The 21,446-nt window shown below is 51.3% G+C and carries 17 protein-coding genes; 1 reads left to right on the top strand and 16 read right to left on the bottom strand.

All coding sequences use genetic code 11. The annotated features are described in order from the left end of the window. Positions 1-37: 37 nt before the first annotated feature. The 10 genes from rpsA to gyrA all read right to left on the bottom strand — a co-directional run bounded on the left by rpsA (position 38) and on the right by gyrA (position 11,666). Positions 38-1,714, bottom strand: a complete 1,677-nt coding sequence (gene rpsA / locus DWB84_RS18370) for a 30S ribosomal protein S1 (protein WP_187411275.1) — start codon at positions 1,712-1,714, stop codon at positions 38-40. Between the two features lie 292 nt (positions 1,715-2,006). Further along, positions 2,007-2,306 (bottom strand): lipopolysaccharide assembly protein LapA domain-containing protein, encoded by a 300-nt coding sequence (locus DWB84_RS19460; protein ID WP_187411274.1) that lies wholly within the window; start codon positions 2,304-2,306, stop codon positions 2,007-2,009. Further along, a complete protein-coding gene (gene cmk / locus DWB84_RS18360; protein ID WP_187411273.1) occupies positions 2,299-3,006 on the bottom strand; it encodes a (d)CMP kinase in 708 nt (235 codons plus the stop codon). The genes DWB84_RS19460 and cmk overlap by 8 nt, the downstream gene beginning before the upstream one ends. A 37-nt stretch (positions 3,007-3,043) precedes the next feature. Next, positions 3,044-3,757 carry an orotidine-5'-phosphate decarboxylase gene (gene pyrF, locus DWB84_RS18355; protein ID WP_187411272.1) on the bottom strand — a complete coding sequence of 238 codons (714 nt, stop codon included), beginning with the start codon at positions 3,755-3,757 and terminating at the stop codon, positions 3,044-3,046. 92 nt (positions 3,758-3,849) lie between these two features. Further along, positions 3,850-4,170: a ComEA family DNA-binding protein gene (locus DWB84_RS19455; RefSeq protein ID WP_187411271.1), complete on the bottom strand. Its 321-nt coding sequence runs from the start codon at positions 4,168-4,170 to the stop codon at positions 3,850-3,852. A gap of 240 nt (positions 4,171-4,410) precedes the next feature. Further along, the gene (gene cysN, locus DWB84_RS18345; protein ID WP_187411270.1) at positions 4,411-5,838 is read right to left on the bottom strand and encodes a sulfate adenylyltransferase subunit CysN; all 1,428 of its coding nucleotides are present in this window, start codon (positions 5,836-5,838) and stop codon (positions 4,411-4,413) included. 90 nt (positions 5,839-5,928) lie between these two features. Beyond that, positions 5,929-6,840, bottom strand: a complete 912-nt coding sequence (gene cysD, locus DWB84_RS18340; protein ID WP_187411269.1) for a sulfate adenylyltransferase subunit CysD — start codon at positions 6,838-6,840, stop codon at positions 5,929-5,931. 79 nt (positions 6,841-6,919) lie between these two features. Then, positions 6,920-7,864 carry a prephenate dehydrogenase/arogenate dehydrogenase family protein gene (locus DWB84_RS18335; protein WP_370589746.1) on the bottom strand — a complete coding sequence of 315 codons (945 nt, stop codon included), beginning with the start codon at positions 7,862-7,864 and terminating at the stop codon, positions 6,920-6,922. 41 nt (positions 7,865-7,905) lie between these two features. Continuing rightward, a complete protein-coding gene (gene pheA, locus DWB84_RS18330; protein WP_187411268.1) occupies positions 7,906-9,051 on the bottom strand; it encodes a prephenate dehydratase in 1,146 nt (381 codons plus the stop codon). Between the two features lie 53 nt (positions 9,052-9,104). Beyond that, on the bottom strand, positions 9,105-11,666 hold the full coding sequence (gene gyrA / locus DWB84_RS18325; protein ID WP_187411267.1) for a DNA gyrase subunit A: 2,562 nt from the start codon (positions 11,664-11,666) through the stop codon (positions 9,105-9,107). Between the two features lie 432 nt (positions 11,667-12,098). On the opposite strand from gyrA, the gene acnB reads away from it, so the two are divergent. Then, a complete protein-coding gene (gene acnB / locus DWB84_RS18320) occupies positions 12,099-14,714 on the top strand; it encodes a bifunctional aconitate hydratase 2/2-methylisocitrate dehydratase (RefSeq protein ID WP_187411266.1) in 2,616 nt (871 codons plus the stop codon). A gap of 81 nt (positions 14,715-14,795) precedes the next feature. On the opposite strand, the gene DWB84_RS18315 is transcribed toward acnB, so the two are convergent. From DWB84_RS18315 to DWB84_RS18290, 6 genes are all read right to left on the bottom strand, one after another. Continuing rightward, on the bottom strand, positions 14,796-15,665 hold the full coding sequence (locus DWB84_RS18315; protein WP_187411265.1) for a DMT family transporter: 870 nt from the start codon (positions 15,663-15,665) through the stop codon (positions 14,796-14,798). Between the two features lie 71 nt (positions 15,666-15,736). Beyond that, positions 15,737-16,999, bottom strand: a complete 1,263-nt coding sequence (locus DWB84_RS18310; protein WP_187411264.1) for a dienelactone hydrolase family protein — start codon at positions 16,997-16,999, stop codon at positions 15,737-15,739. Between the two features lie 91 nt (positions 17,000-17,090). Beyond that, complete coding sequence (locus DWB84_RS18305; protein ID WP_187411263.1) at positions 17,091-18,302, bottom strand: patatin-like phospholipase family protein; 1,212 nt, start codon at positions 18,300-18,302, stop codon at positions 17,091-17,093. Positions 18,303-18,360: 58 nt separating this feature from the next. Further along, positions 18,361-18,798, bottom strand: a complete 438-nt coding sequence (locus DWB84_RS18300; RefSeq protein ID WP_187411262.1) for an NfeD family protein — start codon at positions 18,796-18,798, stop codon at positions 18,361-18,363. Between the two features lie 8 nt (positions 18,799-18,806). After that, positions 18,807-19,721, bottom strand: a complete 915-nt coding sequence (locus DWB84_RS18295) for an SPFH domain-containing protein (RefSeq protein ID WP_187411261.1) — start codon at positions 19,719-19,721, stop codon at positions 18,807-18,809. 49 nt (positions 19,722-19,770) lie between these two features. After that, the gene (locus DWB84_RS18290) at positions 19,771-21,393 is read right to left on the bottom strand and encodes an AMP-binding protein (RefSeq protein WP_187411260.1); all 1,623 of its coding nucleotides are present in this window, start codon (positions 21,391-21,393) and stop codon (positions 19,771-19,773) included. Between the last annotated feature and the right edge of the window lie 53 nt (positions 21,394-21,446).

Raw genomic sequence — 21,446 nt, 5'->3', positions numbered from 1 at the left:
ACGGCCCCATAAGGGGCCGTTTGTTTATAACAAATGATTAACTTTGCTTTTCGATTTGAGCTTTGATCAGATCGCCAATGGTAGCTGGCGCCACTTGATCTGCTTTGGCGCTCAATTCTTTCATGGCGGTCTTTTCGTCGTCGGCGTCTTTAGCTTTTACGGACAGTATGATCGTGCGGTTCTTGCGATCAACGTTCGTGATTTTAGCTTCTACTTCTTCGCCTTCTTTCAGCACATTGCGCGCATCTTCTACTTTGTCACGGCTGAGGTCAGACGCTTTCAAAGTACCTTCGACGTCGTTCGCCAGAGTGATGACTGCACCCTTAGCGTCAACTTCTTTTACGACACCTTTAACGATGCTGCCTTTGTCGTGCTGAGCAACGTAAACGGAGAATGGATCTTCATCCAGTTGCTTGATGCCGAGGGAGATACGCTCACGCTCTGGGTCGATAGCCAGAACAACGGTTTCGATCTCTTCACCTTTCTTGAACTTGCGTACAGCTTCTTCGCCTGGCTCGTTCCAAGAAATGTCGGACAGGTGCACAAGGCCGTCGATGCCACCTTCCAGACCGATGAAGATACCGAAGTCAGTGATGGACTTGATCTTACCGCTGATACGGTCGCCTTTAGCGTATTGACGAGAGAAGGCATCCCATGGGTTTTCTTGGCACTGCTTGATACCAAGAGAAATACGACGACGCTCTTCGTCGATATCCAGAATCATCACCTCGATCTCGTCGCCCAACTGCACGACTTTGGATGGGTGGATGTTCTTGTTGGTCCAATCCATTTCGGACACGTGAACCAGACCTTCAACGCCGGTTTCGATTTCAGCAAAGCAACCGTAGTCGGTGAGGTTAGTAACACGAGCTTTAACTTTGGAACCTTCTGGATAGCGCTGAGTAATTTCATGCCACGGATCTTCGCCGAGCTGTTTCAAGCCCAGAGATACACGGTTGCGCTCGCGGTCGAATTTGAGGACTTTAACTTCGATTTCATCGCCAACGCTGACGATTTCGCTCGGATGCTTGATGCGTTTCCAAGCCATGTCAGTGATGTGCAACAAGCCGTCTACGCCGCCCAGGTCAACGAACGCACCGTAATCGGTGAGGTTCTTGACGATACCTTTGACAGCCATACCTTCTTGCAAGGTAGCCAGCAATTCTTCGCGCTCGTCAGAGTTCGCCTGCTCCATAACGGCACGACGAGAAACAACAACGTTGTTGCGCTTCTGATCAAGCTTGATAACTTTGAATTCGAGTTCTTTGCCTTCCAGGTGAGTGGTTTCGCGCACTGGACGAACGTCAACCAAAGAACCGGGCAGGAACGCTCGGATACCAGCAACATCAACAGTGAAGCCACCTTTAACTTTGCCATTGATAACACCTTTAACAACGGTGTCAGCAGCATTGGCAGCTTCCAGGATCTTCCAGGACTCAGCTCGTTTTGCTTTCTCGCGTGACAGGCGGGTCTCACCGAAACCGTCTTCTACAGTTTCCAGAGCTACCTGAACTTCGTCACCGATGGCGAGAGTCAATTTGCCGGATTCATCCAAAAATTGGGACGCAGGGATAACACCTTCGGATTTCAGTCCTGCGTGAACTGTCACCCATTCATCATCGATATCAATAACTACGCCGGTCACGATGGTGCCGGGTTCCATATCGATGGTTCTTAAACTTTCCTCAAAGAGTTCTGCAAAGCTCTCGCTCATTAAAATAACCTTCACAATTAACCCGGATACAAAGCCGGGATTCCGCGTTACCAGACCACGGGGTTGTTTTTGACAAAAACGACAAGACGCTACAAAGCTGGCATCACGCCCATCGCCTATTTTTACGACCGAAACCCAAAGGCACGACTGATTGATGCAGTGCACACTTTTAGGCGGCGCGACCTTACCAGAAACACAGACCCAATGCAATCGGCATGCACTAAAGCAGGTTAGGAGATGATCAGGCTTGAGAAGATCAATTTATAACCATTCCCAACCATCCCACTGCTTTCTATGGGCGGGAAGGAAGTTGATTTTGCTGGATTTTGTGAAGTTCAGCCTGCAACCGACGAACACGGTTTTTAGCGAGGAGAAACATAGGTAGAAACATCAGAGATCCCACAAGTACGCCCAGCAAGAGACAAATGCTGAATAGCAAACCGACTGACAAGGGGGGAACCTGCCAAAAAATCAGGTCCAGCTCTATCAAACCTGGATTATTTTGAGCAAAGCGCGCACCCAGCAACACCAAGCCCAAGCACCATATAACCAACAGCACCCAACCGATGCGCTTTAGTAGCTTTTTAAGCATCACGATTTCCTTCCAAGCTTTGCTTTTTCAGCTGCTGCAAGATGAGATCCAACACCTGTTCTATAGAAAGGTTTGTACTGTCGATAACCAAAGCATCATCGGCCGCGACCAGAGGTGCTGCCGATCGTTTGGAATCCCGTCCATCACGCGCGCGAATATCGGCAAGAATCTCATCAAAGTGAGCTTGCTGCCCTGCACTTTCCAGCTGCAACACGCGGCGTCTCGCCCGCTCTTCCGCTGATGCGGTGAGAAAGATTTTGACCTTGGCATCAGGGAACACTACGGTTCCCATATCCCGCCCGTCCGCCACCAACCCAGGGGTTCTGGCGAAGGCTCTTTGTCGATCCAGAAGCGCGGCGCGCACGGGTTGATAGGCCGCCACTTTGGATGCATTCATACCTACCTCTTCCCGGCGAATGTCACTGGAGACATCTTGGCCGCTCAGGAAAACGCGGGTTCCTTCCGGAGTTGCGTCGAAACGAATATCCAAATTGGCCGCGACATCCGCAACCACTCTTTCATCACCCAGCGAAACGCCTGCTCGCATAGCCGCCAAAGCCGTCAGCCGGTACAGCGCACCGCTATCCAGCAAATGGTATCCCGTCCTCTGCGACACCAATCGACACAAAGTACCTTTGCCCGCTCCGCTTGGGCCATCTATTGCGATTACAGGTACGGTGTTTTCGTTTGGGTTTGCCATGACCAACACTCAATAAAGAAGTAATAAATAGAAGACATTACGCGGAAAGGGACTCGGCAATTTGCCGACAAACAGCGACAGGGTCCGCAGCCTGAGTAATTGGGCGACCTATTACAAGGTAATCGCTCCCCAAAGAAACTGCGTCCGCTGGCGTGACTATGCGGCGCTGGTCATCCGCTGCGGCTCCCGGCAATCGGATACCCGGTGTAACAAGCACAAAATCCGAACCGAAATTGGTCTTGAGCTGGCGCGCTTCCTGAGCAGAACAAACAACACCATCAAGCCCTGAATCACGCACCAATTTCGCTAACCGCACGACCTGCTGATCCAGCGGACCTGCCACGCCAATCTGCTCCAGTTCACTCTGTTCCATACTGGTCAAAACCGTAACACCAATCAGAATTGGCCGGTTCTGTACATTCGCTATTGCTTCTACAGCTGCATCCAGCATTCGCCTTCCGCCCGATGCATGAACGTTCACCATCCACACGCCCAAATTGGCTGCGGCTTTTACTGCTTTGGCGACTGTGACGGGGATATCGTGAAATTTCAGATCGAGGAATACGTCAAAACCATGCGCCTGAGCCAGCTCAACCACCTTAGGCCCGGCAGAAGTGAAAAGCTCCTTGCCGATCTTGACTCGGCACAAGCTTGGGTCCAATCGATTCAATAATTGTTCACAAGGAGAGATGGAGTCGAAATCCAACGCCACCACGATTTGTTTAGGATTTGTTTGACTGGGGGACCCCATAAAAACTCCGGACTGCACAACGATCCGCAGATTTTGACATAAAAAAGCCCGAGTTGGGGTTTCCTCGGGCTTTTGGCAAATGGAAGGCTGTATCAAAGAGAGATCAAGTGACGGTTCTTCTCCAAGGTAGCGGGTCCAATCCCTTTCACCTTGATCAAATCGTCAACCGACGTAAAAGGACCATGCTCATCACGATAAGCGACAATCGCCGCCGCCTTCGCTGGCCCTACACCGTTCAAGATTTCCGCTAAAGCGTCTGCACTGGCTGTATTGATATTGACCTTGATGTCAGCCGCTTCTTTTTGGACTGAAGACGACTGATCGGCCGCAAATACGGCGGGGGCGACACTGGCAAAGCTTGCCAGCACAAAGGCGAGAAAGAAATGACTCAGGGAACGAGAGAATGATTTCATAAAAAGCTCCTTCTTTTGTTTGGCGAGGAAAGGGTCGACTCCGTGACCCAATGCATTAAGTTGTCGCTCTGCTACAAACTCTCGTCGGATATAACGAGATAACCTTCCTCTCGCCAGGTGAATGAACGCAGCAGACCAAGCCGACGAGCCAAATATATTGGCCTGCCCATGTTTTGTCTAAAGGAAAAAAGCGGAAAAACATGTAAGAAAAAGCGCACATTATGTGCGCTTTTATTGACTCTATTTGTCTTTAAGCAGGCTCTGCAGATCCACCGCATTCCAGTGTGGGAAATGCTTGCGGATCAGCGCATTCAACTCCAGCTCAAAGGCGGAATATTGCGCGGTTTCGGCAAGTTTCTTTTGTTGCAATGGCGCTATCACCATTCCCGCTGCGACCGTCGCATTGGTCAAACGGTCGACCATGATAAAAGCACCAGTTGCACGATTCACGGAGTAAGCATCGGCCACAACTTTTTGTTCCAGGTCGACCTGCACTACCGCAATATCATTCAGCTGCATTTCGGCCGCTTCGATATGTGCCTGAGTATTAATATCGACGCGATACTCGATAGCTGAAACGACGCCTGGAGTCACTTTGCTGGCGAATTTGAATAGATACTGTTTGCCCGGTTGCAAAGCGGCATCATTCATCCAAACAAGATGTGCCTGGAGATATTGGGTCAGCGGCACCTCATCGTCTTTTTTCACCAACATATCGCCGCGACTGATATCAATTTCATCTTCCAGAGTCAGAGTGACAGACTGGCCGACAAACGCTTCTCCCAAGCTGCCTTCGTAAACAACGATATCTTTGATTTTGCTGGTTTTGCCCGATGGCAGCACTTTGATTTCGTCGCCACGACGCACTAACCCTGAAGCAACTGTACCGCAGAAACCGCGAAAATCGAGGTTGGGTCGATTGACGAACTGAACAGGGAAACGGAAATCCGTTGTATTTTTATCTCCGGACAACTCCACCGTTTCAAGAATCTGCATAAGCGACTGACCTTTGTACCAAGGAGTACGCTCACTTACGTTGACGACGTTATCGCCATCCAGCGCCGAAATAGGCACAAAGAAAAATTCGCGCTGACCGAGATTTTTTGCAAACTCGAGATAATCGTTTTTAATGCTTTCAAAACGCGCTTCGTCAAAATTCATCAAATCCATTTTATTGATTGCGATTACGAGATGGCGAATGCCCAACAGTGAAGCGATATAGGAGTGACGGCGTGTTTGTGTCATAACGCCGTGGCGGGCATCGATCAAAATAATCGCCAAATCACAGGTCGAAGCGCCGGTCGCCATATTGCGAGTGTATTGTTCATGTCCGGGAGTATCGGCAATGATGAATTTTCGCTTGGCGGTGGAAAAATAACGGTAGGCAACATCAATAGTGATGCCCTGTTCTCGCTCGGCTTGCAAACCATCGACGAGCAGAGCCAAATCAATTTTTTCGCCAGTCGTGCCATGCTTGAGCGAGTCAGATTTCACCGCCGCCAACTGATCTTCGTAAATCATTTTTGAATCGTGCAACAAGCGCCCGATCAATGTGGATTTACCATCGTCCACCGATCCGCACGTCAAAAAGCGCAGCAGTTCTTTTTTCTCATGCTGAGCAAGATATTCATTGATATCGGTCGCGATTAATTCCGACTGGTGAGACACGTACAGACTCCTAAAAATTAAACCTGCTACAGATGGCGTTGTCGCCTGTCAAAGTTTTGATGCCATTATTGGATAAGAAACAACTTCAGATCAGAAATAACCTTCTTGTTTTTTCTTTTCCATAGAGCCGGCACTGTCATGATCGATAACACGACCTTGGCGCTCGGAGGTTTTCGTCAATAACATTTCCTGAATGATTTCGGGCAATGTCTGCGCAGTAGACTCAACCGCGCCAGTCAACGGATAACATCCCAGGGTTCGGAATCGAACCATTTTCTCTTCGACCACTTCGCCTTCTTTAAGGGGCATGCGGTCATCGTCCACCATAATCAAAACGCCATCGCGCTTCACAACGGGTCGCTTAGCGGCGAAATACAACGGAACAATCGGAATATTTTCCAGGTGGATATATTGCCAAATGTCCAGCTCAGTCCAGTTTGACAAAGGAAATACGCGGATGCTTTCGCCCTTGTCGACTCGACTGTTATACAAATTCCACAGTTCTGGGCGCTGATTTTTCGGGTCCCAGCGATGATTGCGATCGCGGAAGGAATAAACGCGCTCTTTTGCGCGGGATTTTTCTTCGTCGCGACGCGCACCGCCAAAAGCGGCATCGAAGCCGTATTTATCCAAAGCCTGTTTGAGCGCCTGGGTTTTCATGATATCGGTGTGCTTGGCACTGCCATGAATAAAGGGGTTGATTCCCATTTTCAGGCCATCTTCATTGATGTGCACTAGCAAGTCCCAGCCCAGTTCTTTCACTCGTTTATCGCGAAACTCGATCATTTCACGAAATTTCCAAGTGGTGTCGATATGCATCAGTGGGAACGGCGGTTTGCCCGGAGCGAAGGCTTTCATAGCCAAATGCATCATGACGGCAGAGTCTTTGCCGATGGAGTACAGCATCACCGGATTTTCGAATTCCGCAGCGACTTCACGGATGATATAGATGCTCTCGGCCTCAAGTTGCTTGAGGTGCGTCATGGAATATTGTGTTGCCATAAATCTTTGGAATCCTGAGAAGAACTGGCCTAGGTCAAAATGGCGGCCATTATAGGAAAACTCTTGCGCTAGCCAAACATCATTCTTGTTCTAAGGCTATTCCTTCACGCAAAGCTAGCATTTTGGAGAAATGGTCACGCGCCGCTTTGGCACGCTGAAATGTCTGCAAGAGCGCGTCACCATCGCGGTCGTGTATCGCTTGGCGTAACCGCGTGACGTTTGCAGTAAACAGGTCGATGGCTTTCACCACCGCTTCACTATTGGCGAGCATTATGTCGCGCCACATAACGGCGTCGCTGGAAGCGATGCGGGTAAAGTCTCGAAAACCGCCAGCCGCATAGCGAAAAATTTGCTCATTGTTGCTGTCGTGCGCGAGGGTATCGACCAGAGAAAACGCAATGGCATGTGGAAGATGGCTGGTCGCGCCGAGGATTTCGTCGTGTTCGGGAACCGATAGATGCAGAACCTCAGCACCAACGCCTTCCCATAATGTTGTGACACGCTGGAGATGCTCTTCGGCAGTCTCTTCGGTCGGGGTCAGAATCACTCTGTGACGGACGTAGAGATCGCCATTGGATGCCGTCACACCACTTTTTTCGGAACCAGCTATCGGATGCCCCAGCACCACTTGCGGCGGCACAATGCCGTAAACGTCCTTCACGTCCTGCAACACACTGCCCTTAACACTGGCACCATCTGTGATGGTGACTTCCGGGGACGAAACCAATTCCTTTACCCGTTGTAGAACGGCTTTTACCGACAAGGTTGGAACTGCAATAAAAATTACATCGCCTTTACCCAACTCTGGAGCCACCTCTGCAAGTGACGTACTTGCGCGGTCTACCACCCCCAGAGCCAGTGCTTGAGCCGCAACCTCCTCGCTAAGAGTGATACCAATAACCTGCTCACAAATTTGGCGCTGACGTGCCGCCTTAGCGAGACTGCCACCAATCAGGCCCAAACCTATGACTACCAACCGCCGCACGGGTATCGACTGACTCACCGCCATTCTTATATCACTCACCTGCTCAGAGGCATTTCCAATAGATGATTTGGCAGGGCTGCTTAAAGCACCCCTTTGGGATAGGAACCCAAAATCTTCAAATCCGAGGCATTTCTAGCCACTTCCGCTAAAGCGGCGCTCACATTGCTATCTTGTTGATGCCCGACAAAATCCAAAAAGAATACGTAAGTCCAAGGCCCTGTTTGTGACGGACGTGTTTCCACTCGAGTTAAGTCGATATTAAACCGCCGAAAGGGTTCGAGCAGGTTGTGCAGCGCTCCCGGCTCGTTGCGCATGGAAACCACCAGTGATGTTTTGTCGTCGCCACTGGGCGCGGCATCCTGCGCACCAATAATCAGAAAACGCGTGGCGTTGTCCGGACGGTCCTCAATGTTGCTGGACAAAATCGTGAGGCCGTAAAGTTTTGCCGCCATATCGCCGGCGATTGCAGCCGAATTCCATTCGCTCTTGATGCGTTTTGCCGCCTCGGCATTGCTATTGACCGGGACTTTTTCCGCGTTTGGATAATGCGCTTCCAACCATTTGCGACATTGGGCAAATGATTGTGAGTGGGAATAAATGCGGGAGATTTTGTCGATCTTGGTGATGTCAGAGACCATCAAATGATGGTGAATTCGCAGTACCACTTCACCGCAGATCTTGAGATTGGAATCCATAAAGTTGTCCAGCGTGTGGGCAACGATTCCACCAGTAGAATTTTCGACCGGCACTACACCAAATTGAGCGGCGCCCGCTTCGACTTCACGGAACACATCATCAATGGCCGGCAGGGAAACAGTAATTGCCGAGTGGCCAAAATGCTTGAGTGCTGCCTGTTGGGTAAAAGTCCCTTCGGGACCTAAATAAGCAACCTTGATGGGATTTTCCAACGCCAGACAGGCCGACATGATTTCGCGAAACAGACGGGCAATTTCTTCATTGTTCAGAGGCCCTTTGTTGCGCTCCATCGCCCGCCGCAACACCTGCGCCTCGCGCTCGGGACGATAAAAAATCGGCATTTCACCCGGGCTGAAACGCTTTTTAATTTCGGCGACCTCTTGGGCGCAGACAGCGCGGGCGCTGATCAAATCGCCGATCTTCGCATCGATCTCGTCGATCTTGTCGCGCAGCTGTGCCAACAGTTCTTTCTCAGTGGCGGTCTGTTCGCCGCCGGGTTGGTCGGTCTGACTCACGTCGGAATCTCTCAATCGCTATCGACAGATCTCGCTTGCGCTCGGCTGCCGATAGCATCAAATAATGGTTACTCTTCGGCGATTACTTCACCATCCTCGTCGGACTGCTCTTCAATACGCTGCAGCCCCACAATTCTCTCCCCTTCCTTAGTCTTAATGAGTCGCACGCCTTGAGTGTTACGGCTCAACAGCGAAACTTCATCCGCACGCGTGCGCACCAAGGTTCCCTGGTCGGATATCAACATAATCTCATCGCCATCAAAAACTTGCACCGCGCCAACCAAAGCGCCGTTGCGCTCGGTAGTTTGCTGCGCGATAACGCCTTGAGATCCACGTCCTTTCTTCGGGAAATCCTCTACCTGGGTGCGTTTGCCGTAGCCGGTCTCGCTCACGGTCAGCACTTTGCCGTTTTCCTGTGGGATCACCATGGAAATAACTTTGTGCCCTTCTTCCAGGCGAATTCCGCGCACACCGCGGGAAATACGTCCCATGGAGCGCACTTGCGCTTCGCTGAAACGAGCAGCCTTGCCGTTGGAAGCAAACAGAATCACGTCGCGACTGCCGTCGGTGATGGCGGTACCTACCAGCACGTCGCCTTCATCCAATTCGATTGCGCGCAAGCCAACACTGCGTGGACGGGAGAACTGCTCCAACGGAGTCTTCTTCACCGTACCCAGCGCAGTAGCCATGAAAATAAAACGATTCTCGTCGAATTCTTTGACCGGCAGAATGGCGGTAATGCGCTCACCTTCCTCCAGTGGCAACAAGTTGACCATAGGGCGGCCGCGCGAGGTGCGGCTGGCGATCGGAATTTGATAGACCTTTAACCAAAACACCTTGCCCATATTGGTGAAGCACAAAAGATAGTCGTGCGTATTGGCAATAAGTAGGTGTTCGACAAAGTCTTCATCTTTCACCGCAGTTGCGGCTTTACCCATGCCGCCGCGACGCTGTGCCTGATAGGCATCCAGCGGCTGGCTCTTGGCGTAGCCCAGGTGAGAAATGGTAACGACGCGATCTTCTTCGTTGATCAAATCTTCGTGCGTCAGATCTGAGCGGGATGTTTGCACCTCAGTACGGCGCTCGTCGCCGTAATCGCGCTCGATCGCTTCCAGTTCTTCGCGGATAACTTCCATCAAACGCACAGGATTGCCCAGAATTTCCAGGTACTCGGCGATTTGATTGAGTTTTTCTTCGTACTCGGCGAGCAGCTTGTCGTGCTCCATGCCGGTCAAACGATGCAATTGCAAATCGAGAATTGCTTTGGCCTGCACAGGTGACAAATAGTAGTGCCCCTCGCGCAAGCCGTATTGCGGCTCCAGATCATCCGGACGGCAAGCGCCTGCGCCTGCGCGATCCAGGAATTGGCTGACCACCGACACTGGCCAACCTTTCGCAATCAAAGCCTCACGCGCATCCGCAGGCGTAGAGGATTGTTTGATCAGTGCAATGACCTCGTCGATATTGGCAATGGCAATGGCCAAACCTTCCAACACATGACCGCGCTCGCGCGCCTTGCGCAACAGATAGACCGTGCGACGCGTAACCACTTCGCGGCGGTGGCGGATAAACAGCTCGAGCATTTCCAGCAAGTTCAACAGGCGCGGCTGGCCATCGACCAGAGCCACCATATTGATGCCAAATACGGTTTCCATTTGCGTCTGGGAATAAAGATTGTTCAGCACAACCTCACCCATATCACCGCGCTTGATTTCGATAACGACGCGCAAGCCGTCTTTATCGGATTCGTCGCGGATTTCCGAGATGCCTTCGATCTTTTTCTCTTTTACCAGCTCGGCGATTTTCTCAATCAAACGCGCTTTGTTGACCTGGTAAGGAATCTCGTGAATGACGATGGTTTCGCGATTGGTTTTTTCGTCAGTAACGACTTCAGCACGGGCGCGCACGTAAATACGTCCACGACCGGTGCGATAAGCTTCAACTATACCGGCGCGGCCATTGATGATGCCGGCAGTGGGAAAATCCGGGCCGGGGACATATTCCATCAAATCATCGATGGTCAAATCGGGGTTGTCGATCAGCGCAATGCACGCCTTGATGACTTCGCGCAAATTATGCGGCGGAATATTGGTGGCCATACCCACCGCAATCCCCGAAGAGCCGTTGACCAGCAGATTGGGAACACGGGTAGGTAAAACATCCGGAATCTGCTCCTGGCCGTCGTAGTTGGGCACAAAGTCGACGGTTTCTTTATCGAGGTCGGCCAAGAGTTCGTGAGCGATTTTCGACATGCGAATTTCGGTATATCGCATGGCCGCAGCGCTGTCGCCGTCGATCGAACCGAAGTTACCTTGTCCATCGACCAGGGTGTAGCGCAGAGAAAACGGCTGCGCCATACGGACTATGGTGTCGTATACCGCCGAGTCGCCGTGCGGGTGGTATTTACCTATAACGTCACCCACCACACGAGCAGATTTTTTGTATGGCTTGTTGTAATCATTGCCGAGCTCATTCATCGCAAATAACACGCGGCGATGCACCGGCTTCAAACCGTCGCGCACATCGGGCAAGGCGCGCCCGACGATAACGCTCATGGCGTAATCTAAATAGGATTGTTTAAGTTCGTCTTCGATATTGACGGGAAGAATTTCTTTTGCGATTTCGCCCATGAGCCCAGGCATTCCTTATTGTCAATTACGCAGAAAATTGGAGGACGGACGAAGCTCTCGGCCAAATAAAACGTCATTACTGACAAAGCTTTGGTCGGCGAGCTTCATGCGGTCATTAAAAGCCGGCGATGGTACCACAGATATGCCAGTTGGGCCTACCAAAAGCGGGAACGAGCGACACAGCCACAGCGCCGGACAGCAAGAACTTTTGGCGTTGCTAGAATAGAGGAGCAAAATCTGGCGAATCGCAGTCGACGAGCCCGCTTAACAGCGCTGGCGCGTATAGTGTAGAATTCGCGCCCGAAAAAAGGCCCGCCCACCGGGCCGCACCTTGCGGTCTAAGGCCCGCCCCATCGATACGCTTATCGATAGCCTCGCTTGGCAGCGATCCTGTTATGGCGAGTAAACCCCCATTCAATAGAGGATTTCCCAGTGCTCGAAGCTTACCGTAAACACGTTGCCGAACGTGCTGCCCTAGGCATTCCCCCCAAACCCCTTTCACCAGAACAGGTTGCGGAACTGGTTGAGCTGCTGAAAAACCCGCCCAAGGGTGAAGAGGCTACCTTGGTGGAGCTGATTACCGAGCGAGTACCGCCCGGCGTGGACGAAGCAGCTTATGTAAAAGCTGGGTTCCTGACCGCTATCGTCAAAGGCGAAGCCACTTCTCCATTGATCGATGCCCAACACGCCATCAAACTGCTCGGCAATATGCACGGTGGCTACAACATCGAAACCCTTGTTGAGCTGCTGGATCACGCCCAATACGCGCCTTTTGCCGCAGAAGAACTCAAGCACACCCTGCTGATGTTCGATTCTTTCCACGACGTGGAAGAGCGAGCTAAAAAAGGCAACTCGCATGCACAAGCAGTTCTGCAAAGCTGGGCAGAAGGCGAATGGTTTACCCAAAAGCCTGCCCTGGCAGAAAGCATCAAGGTCGCTGTGTTCAAAGTGACCGGCGAAACCAATACCGATGATCTCTCCCCTGCTCCTGATGCCTGGAGCCGTCCCGACATCCCGCTCCACGCCCTGGCCATGTACAAAATGGCGCGCGATGGCATTACCCCTGACGAGCCCGGTGTAAAAGGTCCGCTGAAGCAAATCGAAGCAATCAAAGCCAAGGGTCTGCCCGTCGCATTTGTCGGTGACGTTGTAGGTACAGGTTCTTCCCGTAAATCTGCTACCAACTCCGTGTTGTGGTACTTCGGTGACGATATCTCCGGCGTTCCCAACAAGCGCGGCGGCGGTATCTGCATCGGCGGAAAAGTTGCGCCGATCTTCTACAACACTATGGAAGATGCCGGTGCCCTGGTATTCGAAGCCCCGGTTGAGCAAATCAACATGGGCGACGTCATTGAGATCCGCGTATTCGACGGCAAGATCCTCAATGAGAAAGGTGAAGTGATCAGCGAGTTCGAATTGAAGTCCGACGTGCTGCTCGACGAAGTCCGCGCTGGTGGCCGTATCAACCTGATTATCGGTCGCGGCCTGACTGCCAAAGCGCGTGAGAGCCTGGGTCTGCCACCCTCTACATTGTTCCGCACACCTGCTGCGCCTGCCGACACAGGCAAGGGCTTCACCCTGGCGCAAAAAATGGTTGGTCGAGCTTGCGGTGTTCAGGGCATCCGTCCCGGCACCTACTGCGAGCCACGTATGACCACTGTGGGTTCGCAGGACACCACTGGTCCTATGACCCGCGACGAACTGAAAGACCTCGCTTGCTTGGGCTTCTCAGCTGACTTGGTTATGCAGTCTTTCTGTCACACCGCTGCGTATCCGAAGCCGGTTGATATTGAAACTCAGCACACTCTGCCCGACTTCATCATGACCCGCGGCGGTGTGTCTCTGCGTCCTGGCGACGGCATCATCCACAGCTGGTTGAACCGCATGTTGCTGCCTGACACCGTTGGTACCGGCGGCGACAGCCATACCCGCTTCCCGATTGGTATTTCCTTCCCTGCAGGTTCCGGTCTGGTGGCGTTCGCAGCCGCTACAGGTGTAATGCCGCTGGATATGCCGGAATCTGTTCTGGTGCGCTTCAAAGGTCAGATGCAGCCCGGCATCACCTTGCGCGATCTGGTGCATGCAATCCCCTATTACGCCATCAAACAAGGTTTGTTGACCGTCGAGAAGAAAGGCAAGAAAAACGTCTTCTCCGGCCGCATCCTGGAAATCGAAGGCCTGGAGAATCTCACTGTAGAACAGGCATTCGAATTGTCTGACGCTTCTGCTGAACGTTCTGCTGCGGGTTGCACCATCAAGTTGTCGAAAGAAACCATCGCGGAATACCTGACTTCCAACATCACGCTGTTGCGTTGGATGATCAGCGAAGGCTATGGCGATAAGAGAACTCTGGAGCGCCGTGCGCGCAAAATGGAAGCTTGGTTGGCCAACCCGGAATTGTTGGAAGCCGATGCCGATGCGGAATACAACGCCGTAATCGAAATCGACATGAGCGAAATTAAAGAGCCTATCGTTTGCGCACCGAACGACCCGGATGACGCTCGTCTGTTGAGCGAAGTTGCCGGCGATAAGGTTGACGAAGTCTTTATCGGTTCGTGCATGACCAACATCGGTCACTTCCGCGCTGCAGGAAAATTGTTGGAGAAAAACAAAGCTGGTTTGAAAACCCGCTTCTGGATGTCACCGCCGACCAAAATGGATCAGCACACGTTGATGGAAGAAGGTTATTACAACATCTACGGTCGCAACGGCGTGCGCACAGAAATGCCCGGATGCTCCCTGTGTATGGGTAACCAAGCGCGTGTAGCAGACGGTGCAACTGTTCTGTCGACTTCTACCCGCAACTTCCCCAACCGTTTGGGTAATGGTGCCAACGTGTACCTGACCTCTGCGGAACTGGCTGCTGTTGGCGGTATTCTGGGCCGCTTGCCGACTCCGGAAGAGTACCTGAACTATGCAAAAGAAATTGATTCCATGAGCGGAGAAATTTTCCGTTACATGAACTTCGATCAAATTGCCCAGTTCGTAAAAGGTGCGGAAGAAGGCAAACGTATTGCAGCAACACAAATCGAAGAAATCCGTATCTAAAACTGCGGTTTCCACGTCAAAAAAAGCCCCCAATTTTGGGGGCTTTTTGTTTTTGGACATTTCAGAAAAATCGAAGTCGCTTTAAGACGTTACACCCTGCCAAATTTCCACTGCCGTTGCCGACACAATTAAAAGCCCTCCTATCACAACCTGCGGCGTCAAAATCTCCCCGCCAATCCAGATTGCCGATAAAACGGCGGCGACTAATTCCATCACCATTAAAATGGATGTGCGCCCCGCAGGCAGTTGCGTCATTGCCCATTGAGAGCCGATATTCGCAAGCAACAACCAGGTCAGCGCATATAACAATGTCCAGAGAATAATCGTTAGAGAAGGAAACTCTCCTTTTTCGCCGCCAGCACCCACCAATAGTGCGACAGCGGAAATCAATGCCCCACCCAGAAATAAGGAATTCAATTTAACACTGACCGGAAGCGTTTTTACCGCGCGAAACAACATAATGGTGATCGCAAAAAAGATTCCCGCAAGCAAGGCCAATAAATCCAGCCAGCTCGGAGGCATCGCCAGAATGTCGAACCCGCCCAATAAAATAAACGCGCCCATAATAGCGAGCGCCACACCGAGCCAACGCCAAATATTGGTCCTCTCCCCCAAAATAAATTTGCCCCCCAATGCTCCCCAGACAGGCAGCAAATAAAACAGCACCATCACTCTCACCACTTCGCCATAGATCATGGCCAAGCTAAAACAGATATTGGCTACTCCACCGACCAGAAAAATTCCCAAAAGAGGTAGAGGATGAGTAAAAACATAATCACGATGCCGCCATGCTAAAGGCGATATCACAATCGCCATTGCGGAATAACAAAGAGCAATCAACAATAGGCCGTGCATTCCCCGCGCTTCCAACGCTTTCAATGGTATCCACACCAACCCCCAAAGCGTTGATGAAAACAACAAAACAAGCGTTGCCAGGTGAGTTCTGTTCATGAAAGATCGGACGAAAAATGGAAGAAACGCGGCGGAAAATCCGCCGCGAAAATGAATAGAGATTTAAAAGATTAGGGATTAAAAATAGCGCGGAAAAATTCCTGAGTTTTTTGCCAAGAATCCTGGTCTGCTGCGGGATCGTATTTCAGAGGGAGACCGTAGGCTTCGCCTTTTTCATCCGCACCCGGATTGGTAAAACCATGCAAAGCACCCGGATAATCGATGAACTCATACTGCAGATTTGCTGCGTCCATTTCCGCTTTGAAAGTTTGTTTTGCTTCTTCCGCAACAAATGGATCGGCTGCGCCATTAAATACCATAAACCGCGCTTTTACCTGATCCTGATTGATAGGCGCCAAGCCTGCGAGGGATCCGTGATAACTCACGACCCCATCCAGATCCACACCCGAACGCGCCATGCTCAGTACGACCGCACCGCCAAAGCAATAGCCGATCGCGGCGATTTTTTCCGCGTCGGTTGCAGAGTGGTCTTTCACCAATTCCAAGGCTTTATCAAAACGCGCTTTCGCCGCTTCGGCATTGTTGATCACTTCCATCATAAAGGCGTTGGCTTCTTTTGGATGGCCAGTCACTTTGCCATCACCGTACATATCCAGTGCAAAAGCAACATAGCCCAGTTCTGCCAGCATATTTGCGCGTTTGCGCACGTAATCATTGAGGCCCCACCATTCGTGCACAATTAAAACCCCAGGAGCTTTATCTACATTGCTCGGATAGGCAAAGTATCCGGTCAACTGCGTATCCCCTACGTTATAGTGAATTTCCTCGATCACAATGCGCGGCTGACTTTCCACCGCATTCTCTAATTTTGCCAAACCCGCTGTGAATATATCTCCAAGCGCATCATCGATCACCAGACCAAAATAGCGTTTGACCGGATTGCCGCCGAAATCTGCGCGGAAACGCCAGATAACTTTGGTTTCTGCGGACTGAGGTACTAACTCGAACTCAGTCGAGTTGCCCGTTTCGCCATCAAATTCCAACTCATAGACAACGAGTTTTTCCGGAATGGATTCCGTGATTTTTTGCGAGCCTTTGCCAACCTGAGGAACTTCGCTAGACCAACTCATAGCGGCACCGACACCAGTTGCGGGGCCGGAATATTCCAGCTTCATGTTTGGATCCATATCCGCCCAGGGTGACCAGGCGTGATACTTTTTAATGTCATTCACAAATTCAAATACAGTGGCAGGGTCGCTCTCAATCATTACTGACCGTTCGACTACAACATGCCTAGGCAGGAAATATCCGCCGACAATAAACAACGCCAGCGCCACGATTAAAATAACCGCGAGTGCTTTTACTATTTTCACGCCAACCCCCAATTCAATTGTTTGAATGTAAAACGCCCCTAGCACACTTCTCTTTGAGCGCGCTAACAAGCAATTCTACTTGGAATGGTTTTTAAAAAGTACGCAGAGGAGAGGAGTTTTTTCCGCTGCCTGAATTGGCATCCGCCGGAGATTCAGACTTTTCGAACGACGGTGCGAAAAATTTCTCGATGGCCTCGCGCTCCCACATGGCGTCCTGATAACCGAGCTCCATCAGCTCGTTGCAATAGCCGTGAGAAAATAGCAAATAGCTCGCTACCGCTGAACCGCCGCCGCGCGCAGTGGCGCCTGTCTGGCGCAGGAAAAACCGCAGTCCCGCTGGTAAATCGCGCACCCGGCGACCGGCAATTTTGTCCAAGGGTTTGGACGGCGAAATAACCAATGTTTCGACAGAACGAAGGTGGTCTGTTTGTTGGCAGCGGTCTTTATCGATCAGAGCCAACAAAGCATTGACTCGCTCGACGTGTTCCAGATCGCCTTCCAGGGCGTCAATGAAAGCGCTGTTAAACATCTGGCCAATGATTTGCGCCATAGATGGCGAGTGGCGTGGCGGCACCTTGGACTTACCCCAATGCGAAGGGCTGCGGTTGGCGCTCACACCAATTACAAATAAACGATCCGCTCCCAGATGCAGCGCGGGACTGATAGGTGCCACTTGGCGCATAGCGCCGTCGCCGAAGTACTCACGGTCGAGATATACCGCGGGGAATATGGTGGGAATGGCCGACGATGCCAACAAATGATCAACTGTCAAACGAGTCGGCCGCCCCAGTCGGCGCGCGCGGCGCCAAGGCTGCAGATCCGGAGCCCCTTGGAAAAAGGAAACTGATTCGCCAGAACTGTAACTCATGGCGGTAATGCTGATCGCCCGCAACTGCCCTTCCGTTATGCGTTGCTCTATGTTGTCAAACGGGATGACATCCGTAAGCAGTTGACGCAGCGGTGAGTTGTCCAGGAGCGCCAGAGGACGGTCGCGCCCGACACCTTCGTTAAAAACGGAAACTCCGACTTTGAACAGGCCACTCATTAAATCCAGCGCGCGGGAGCGGAACACCTTATCCACTTCCAGCGTGCGCCAGGTTTCCGCCAAAGCCAGAGCCGCTTGGCGGAACTCGCCCTTGTGGGCAGCCATGGCTGTGGCGTTGATAGCTCCGGCAGAGGTACCGCAGATAATCGGGAATGGATTGTGAAGGTTCGGAAGAATATCGGCTAAAGCCTGCAGCACCCCGACCTGATAAGCAGCTCGGGCACCGCCTCCGGACAAGATCAGAGCATTCGTGGGCACAGAGCCCCCCCCACTGACGTTGATATCACTAAGTATGGGGGATGGCGCATAAATTCGCTCAGACTTTTTTCACGATAAGTGTTTGGTCGTCGTACCCCGTGACTTCCACCAAAGTGCCCTGGGGCAGGTCTTCATCACAGCTGACCGTCCACAGAGCGTCTTGAATTTGCACCTTGCCGCGGCCACTTTGTACTGGCTGCATCAAGGATGCCCTCATGCCAATCAATTGCGCGCGGCGATTGTTCAATTTGCTGGTGGCATTTTCCACGGGTTTCACGCGGAAGAACTTCCAGAAAATGAAGGTGCCGACCATGGCAAAAACACCGAACACCACCAACTGCAACTGCCATGACAGGTCGACAAAGGCCAGCAAAAGCGCCAGAGCAATCGCACCGCCACTAGCGCCGATCAGAATTCCTCCGACACCTAGAACATCCAGCAGTAATAAGGCTATTCCCAATGCCAACCAATGCCATCCGTTGAGCGTATCAAACATGTATTACCTCAACCTTTCTTTGAGTCTTGAGCCGATTTAATCAATTCCTGAATTCCCGACAGAGAGCCAATCACCTGGCTTGCTTCTAACGGCATCAGAATGACCTTGCTGTTATTGGACGCTGTCAGTTTCCCGAGTGCCTCCACATACTTCTGCGCAACGAAATAGTTAAGCGCCTGACCATTTCCGGCTGCAATAGCTTCACTGACCACTTCCGTCGCACGGGCTTCTGCCTGGGCTTCACGTTCGCGCGCTTCCGCTTCCAAAAACGCCGCTTCCCGCTCACCTTCTGCTTTGAGAATTTGTGCGCGCTTTTGCCCTTCCGCAACTTTAATGGCGGCTTCGCGTTCACCTTCTGCGCGCAGAATCAATGCGCGCTTTTCCCGCTCGGCTTTCATCTGATTCGCCATAGCTTCTACAAGATCAGTCGGAGGGCGGATATCTTTGATTTCGATACGGGTAACTTTGATGCCCCAAGGACTTGTCGCCTCGTCGACCTTGGTCAAAAGCGCGGTATTGATTACGTCGCGATTGGACAGCATCTCATCCAATTCCATGGACCCCAATACTGCACGGATATTGGTCATCACCAGGTTTTTCATCGCGAAATGCAAATTATTGACTTCGTATGAAGCTTTTACGGAATCAATAACCTGAAAAAAACAGACCGCATCAGTCGTCACCATGGCATTGTCAGAGCTGATGACTTCTTGCGGATCCACATCCAGAACCTGCTCCATCACAATCTGCTTTTGGCCGATGGAATCAATAACGGGCAAAATAAAATTAAACCCAGGGCGCAATACGCGGGTGTAACGACCGAATCGCTCGACGGTCCACTCCTGTCCTTGCGGAACGCTTTTGGCCCCCAACACCACCACCGCAATCGCCAACCCCAAAAAAATAATGGCTGAAATTTCCATGAAAATACTCGTCCTCTTTGTGTTATGAATGAATAGGATTTAATAATTATTAATGATGCGTCGTGGACTCATCACGCAATTCACGGCGCAAAATTTTTCCGACATTGGATTTCGGCAAGCTGTCACGATATTCAATAACCTTAGGTATTTTGTATCCCGTCAAGCGTTCACGGCAAAACGCAATGATTTCACTTTCTGGCACTTTGCGTTTGCCTGTGACCACGAACAGCTTCACCGCTTCCCCGGTATCTTTGCTTGGAACTCCTATAACGGCCGCCTCGATAATATCCGGGTGCTGTGTCACCACATCTTCCACTTCATTGGGATACACATTAAAACCGGATACCACAATCATATCCTTTTTGCGATCGACGATTTTGTAATAGCCGTCCGGGCGGCGAATGGCGATATCTCCGGTTTTAAACCAGCCGTCTGCACTCAATACTTCCGCAGTTGCTTCGGGTTTTTGCCAATAACCCGGCATAATCTGAGGCCCTCTCGCGCATAATTCACCCGGCTGACCATCAGATACTTCATTGCCTTTTTCATCGATAATTTTGACTTCGGTTCCGACAACCGGTGTACCAATAGTACCGGCTTTAATGGCGTTGTCCGGATTGGTAATCAACACTGGCGAAGTTTCGGTCAAACCGTAGCCTTCGCAAATTTCACAGCCGGTCAGCTCCAACCACTTCCTGGCGACATCTTCCATTAATGCCATGCCGCCAGCGGCGGAAGTTTTCAACTCAGAAAAATCGAGCTGGCGGAATTCTTCAGAGTGCAACAGCGCGTTATAAAGCGTATTGACCGCAACAAAAAGCGATATTTTATAGGGCTTAATCGCTTTGACAAACGCTGGAATATCGCGCGGATTTGGAATCAACACGCTATGCGCGCCGCCAATCAATGCGCATAACCCGTGAATATTGAACGCAAAAATATGATAGAGCGGCAATGCAACCGCCACGACTTGCGACTCTGTTTTAAACAATTTGGTCATATGGTTGAGAACTTGGTGCACATTTGCACACAAATTCCCGTGCGTCAGCATGGCACCCTTGGCCAAGCCAGTGGTGCCGCCGGTATATTGCAACACCACAAGATCTTCCGACTTGATGTCAACGGGTCGCCAGGGTTGATCAGCGCGCGCAAGCGCTTCGCGAAATGATATGGAACGTGGAAAGTGAACCGACGGAACCTGCTTTTTCACATATTTGAGAAAAAAGTTGATCAAGGTTCTCTTGAGCGGCGGAAGCATATCCCCTACTTCCGTCACAATCACCGTTTCAACTTGAGTTTGCGGCAAAATTTCCGCCGCTCTATTTGCCACATTGGCCAACACAATTAACGCTTTCGCGCCGCTGTCTTTCAATTGATGGAGCAATTCACGAGTGGTGTACAGAGGATTGGTATTGACCACCACCAAACCTGCGCGAATAGCGCCATAAAGCGCTATAGGGTACTGATGGATATTGGGCAATTGAATGGCGATGCGATCGCCGGGCTTGAGACCGCTGTGATTTTGCAGATAGCTCGCAAAACGTGCGCTGAGAGCGTCGATTTCGGCGTAGCTGAACGTGTGACCAAAACAGGTAAACGCGGGCAGATGTTTATGCTGGGTAAAAGCGTCCTGTAACAACTCGTTTACGGTCGCGTATCGTTTGCTTTCCAAGGTCCGCTCCTCTTATGGTTTTATCGAAGGGATTCGCCGGTACGACAAGTGAT

Origin of the sequence: Saccharophagus sp. K07, assembly GCF_014336955.1 — a bacterium.
Classification (GTDB): domain Bacteria; phylum Pseudomonadota; class Gammaproteobacteria; order Pseudomonadales; family Cellvibrionaceae; genus UBA5868.
Note: the sequence above shows the minus strand (reverse complement) of the source record. Positions and strands in the feature narration are given on the sequence as shown.